Annotated in this window: 4 protein-coding genes; 2 read left to right on the top strand and 2 right to left on the bottom strand. The window is 61.8% G+C overall.

All coding sequences use genetic code 11. From position 1 onward, the window contains the following. On the bottom strand, positions 1–1,539 hold a 1,539-nt coding region (locus ACESNG_RS05115; protein ID WP_373068066.1), incomplete at its 3' end, for a carboxypeptidase regulatory-like domain-containing protein. Between the two features lie 406 nt (positions 1,540–1,945). Between ACESNG_RS05115 and ACESNG_RS05110 the strand changes: the two genes are divergently transcribed. Continuing rightward, positions 1,946–2,743, top strand: a complete 798-nt coding sequence (locus tag ACESNG_RS05110) for a carboxypeptidase regulatory-like domain-containing protein (protein WP_373059909.1) — start codon at positions 1,946–1,948, stop codon at positions 2,741–2,743. Between the two features lie 207 nt (positions 2,744–2,950). Next, on the top strand, positions 2,951–3,274 hold the full coding sequence (locus ACESNG_RS05105; RefSeq protein ID WP_373068064.1) for a hypothetical protein: 324 nt from the start codon (positions 2,951–2,953) through the stop codon (positions 3,272–3,274). Positions 3,275–4,016: 742 nt separating this feature from the next. On the opposite strand, the gene ACESNG_RS05100 is transcribed toward ACESNG_RS05105, so the two are convergent. After that, on the bottom strand, positions 4,017–4,147 hold a 131-nt coding region (locus tag ACESNG_RS05100; RefSeq protein ID WP_373059915.1), incomplete at its 5' end, for a dodecin family protein.

Genomic DNA, 4,147 nt, shown 5'->3' with positions numbered 1-4,147 from the left:
CGCCACCATGCCGTCCACATCGTCATCGGCGATCGCCAACGATCCGATCGTCGTACCGTCGCCATTCAGGTTCGTGAGACCGCGCGCGATGTAGTTGGTCACCTGTCGGTCGCCACGGTCGTAGCTCGCGATCGCGTCGAGGGTGAGCCAGCTGACCGGGCGATAGGAGGAGTTGAGGCTGATCAGCGACCGCATCCGCTTGGTGATGTTGTCGTTGAATGTCTGGCGATAGAACGGGTTGGTGCGCAGTTCGGTGGAGTCGGGAATGATGTTGTACCTGAACCGGCCGAGCGGATCCGGCTGCCGCAGGTCTACGTCGGGATTGATGCGGAACAGGTCGGAGAACACCACCGACGACGGATCTTCACTGGCGCGCTGATGAAAGAGCGACGCCCCCAACTGCAGCTTGTCCTTGATACGGACGTCCACGTTGGCCCGCAGCGACTGCCGCTGATAGCCATCCGACCCCTCGATCACACCCGGCTGCATATTGCGCGTATACGACAGATTGAAGTTGGTAGTGGCGCTGTTCTGCTGAACCGTGAGCGTTTGCGTGTTGAAGCCACCGGCCTCGAAGAACTGATCGATGTGGTTGAACAACGGGTCGATGTACGAATTCTCCATGATCCCGTTGGCCTGCAACACACGCTGATTGCGCGGCACCACGGCACCGGCCACGTCTACATACTGGCCCTGGGTATTGATGCGGAACTGGTGCGCGGTCGGCTTCAATAGATTGGATGCGACCAGGTTCTGCCCATACTCGTTGCGCACGGTGATCTGCGTCTGACCGAGACTCAGTCCCTGTCCACGGTTGGTCGTAATGGAGATGACGCCCGACGCCGCGCGTGATCCATACAGCGACGCGGCAGCGGCGCCCTTGATCACTTCAATGGTGGCGATATCCATCGACTCGATGTCCTGCGTGGTCACCGACTGCGTCGAGTTCAGGAACACGCCGTCGACCACGAACAATGGACTGTTCGAGTTGAACTGCGATACCGGACTGCGCAGCTGAATGTTCACGCCGGAGCCGGGCGCACCGCTGGCCGCAATGATGGTTGCACCGGCTACTTTGCCGATGATGGCGCCGGCGGCCGACGTGAGCGGGGCGACCGGCAGGTTGGCCGCCGTGAGCTTGTCAACCGTGTACGGTGTCTTCAACCCCGACGTCGGATCGACGGTGGCCGACACCACCATTTCCGTGAGACGCAGGGGATTCGTCGTGAGCGCGAAGTTGACGGTGATCACACTGTCCGCAATCAGGCGGACGTTCGCGGTGACGTTGTTGCCGAAGCCGATGCGGCGCGCTTCCAGACTGTAAATGCCCGTGGGCGCACTGGCGATGGCATAACGGCCATCGGCGCCGGTGAGGGCAGTCACTGCGGTGCCGACCACCTGCACGCTAGCGCCGACGATCGGCTGACCACTGGCGGCTTCCGTGATACGACCGGTAACGCGCGCACGACGGGTGTTGGTGGCTGGCGCCTGCTGCGCGCTGAGCGTACCGACGAACAGCACGGCGGAGCCTACGGCCATGAGCGCACAGTGACGCACTCGTGACCAGGGGTGGGAAGTCGGCATCGGGATCTGGGAAGGATGTGGCGGAACTCGCCATGGTAGCGCGCAGACGCACTGCGCAGACGCACTGCGCAGACGCACTGCGCAGACGCACTGCGCAGACGCACTGCGACGGATGGACGAATTTCCGGGTGACGGTGAGTAACGAAGTACATGAGTCATCGCGTCACAAGGTCGATACACGATATTCTCGCGGGATAGAATGTTGCCCCGTCGATCGGTATCCCCCAGGGCTGACAAGAGCGTTCGACAACACGCGACGAATCCGGACTCAAAAGCGCACTGTGCGAGACGAAACGCCGATGCCCGCGCGCCAACGGTACCTGTGGGTGGCGCGCCATGCGCTGCGTGGTATTATATGCAGATGCGGACACGCTCACTCCTCTGCGTTTTCCTGGCGACGGCGCTTATCGTGGCGGCCACCGGTGGCGCCCAAACGCGCCCGCCGACGCCACCAACACCGACCGCTGATTTGATACCCCAAGGCGCGGCGCCGCTACTCGGCGACGTCGTCGATGCCCTCGGTCGACCGATGGCGAATGTCGAAGTCTATCTGGCCGGCACCGAGTTCACCACACGCACTGATGCTCGCGGCTTCTGGATCTTTCCCGATCCACCGCGTGGTTCGCGTGTCCTGGGCGCCCGTGCCCTGGGCTACGCGCCCGTGACTCGGGCCGTGGATATTTCTTCACGCCGACCCGATACGATTCCGCTCGCGTTGCGCAAGTTGCCGAGCAAGTTGTCGACGGTGAAGGTGCAAGCCACGTTTGACGGCGCTAAGTATGACGCCATGGCGATGGCGGAACGACTTATGCAAATGCGCGTGAGCACCGGACGGTTGTATACGCGCGACAGCATCCTCTCCCGACGGCCACAGTCGATGGTCGACTTGCTGATGGGCATTCCGGGCATTACGGCCCGACGCGAGCAGCAGGGGTTCTCCGTGTTCGCTAGCCGTGCGGGTACGGGCACACTCGCCGTCGCGGGTTCGCCGTGCCAGGTGCAGTTTTACCTGAATCGAATGCCCGTCGACGTGGACTTTGTGGCGACCATGAGCCCCCTGCAATGGCAAAGCGTGGAGGTGTACCCCCTCACCTCGATCATGCCGGGGCTGCCGATGGTGTCCGGCACCTGCGGCGCGATCGTCATCACCCTGATGTAGTGCACATCAGTCGCGTCCCGACGTTTCGGAATTAGAACGGTGTACGTGGTTGATTTGCCTGGGGAACGGCGTCGTTTTGTCCCGTCTCGACGTGAACGACGAAGCGCTGCATCTCGGTCTTTTGCGCGGAGGCGCGCGGGACCGTTATGCACCGAAGAACCGCCACCACAGGAGTGGTGGTTCACCGCGCCTTCGTCCGTTGGCACGATGCCCATTTCCATCGTTTTGCTGTTCTTCGCGTCTCTTCGCGTGCTCCGCGAGCCTCGCGCGAACCAGCTGGCTCTCCGATCGCTCCGTGACAGCCGCCAGCACCGCCGTTCGCGCGAAGTCCGCGAAGATCGCGAAGGCACGCGAAAAACAGCATATCTCGGTGCGAAGCAAGGTCTACCGCAAGACCGGCAGAGCATGTACAGAATTGTACAGATCCTGAATTTGGTCCTGTTCGCGCAAGTCCCGATCCATCAACTACGTACGCCACCACCTGGTTATTCAGACGCTGAATTCGAGACCATTCCACTCGTTCTCCTCTGACAAACGTTGGAACACTACTGAGCTCGAGAGTGTCGAGTTCTTGCCCGCTCGAGTGCGACATCACTGCCGTTCGTACGCATCGATCCACCGCGCGGTAAGCTGACGGAGTACGTCGAGCTGTCGCGGAGAGGAGCTTGGCGGAACGACGCCCATTTCGAGCCATGCGGTCAGATTGGTGCCGATGCCTGTTGCTCGGCGTTCTCTGTGCCTCCGCGTCCTCTGCCTGATCGGTTCAGCGGCCTGTGCGTCGCCGCCCGCCGAAAGTCGGGCGCGGCGTACGGTGCGCATGGGCAGTGGGACTGATCACGCAGAGGCGCAGAGCACGCAGAGGCGCTCCGCCCTATCCTGCCGGATTTTCTCGTGAATACGCGTGAAACCCATTTGCTCGCACAATGCATCGTCGAACGACAGGACCTGGATACCTTCGAGATGTTCCGCTTGGCTTCATCTCGCAAAAGTCAGCGCAGAACTCAGCACTCTCGAGTACTGAGAGCACATGTCGGCTCCCGCGACGGTCGATATAGGCGCGCACTGGCCGTGGCCCGCGCCCGCCATCGCGGGTCGCGTTCCAGGCGTGGTCGAAGCATTTGGTCGAACTGGCCACCGACGACCCGGCCGAGTAGCCGACGACGATCGAGCACCTGCCCCTTCGAAAGAATGTGTCGCCATGCGGCCATCGCAAGCGTGGCGAAGGCAACGACGCATCGACGGCGAATATTGGCGCCCCGCACGTCAACAGCGATCAATCACCCTTGAGCACGAACGTGAGCTTGAGGGTGACCTTGTACATCGTCGCTTTGCCGTTGGCGACCTCGACACTCTGATCCTGAACCCACGCGCCCTTGATGCCGGTGATGGTTTCCGAAGCTTTTG

Source organism: Gemmatimonas sp., from assembly GCF_041689975.1.
GTDB lineage: Bacteria > Gemmatimonadota > Gemmatimonadetes > Gemmatimonadales > Gemmatimonadaceae > Gemmatimonas.
The sequence above is the reverse complement of the archived record's forward strand: the minus strand, read 5'-3'. Positions and strand labels throughout refer to the sequence as shown.

Excerpts from the sequence above, each read along its gene's own strand:
- ACESNG_RS05110 (WP_373059909.1), top strand. The coding sequence starts at position 1,946 with ATGCGGACACGCTCACTCCTCTGCGTTTTCCTGGCGACGGCGCTTATC.
- ACESNG_RS05105 (WP_373068064.1), top strand. The coding sequence starts at position 2,951 with ATGCCCATTTCCATCGTTTTGCTGTTCTTCGCGTCTCTTCGCGTGCTC.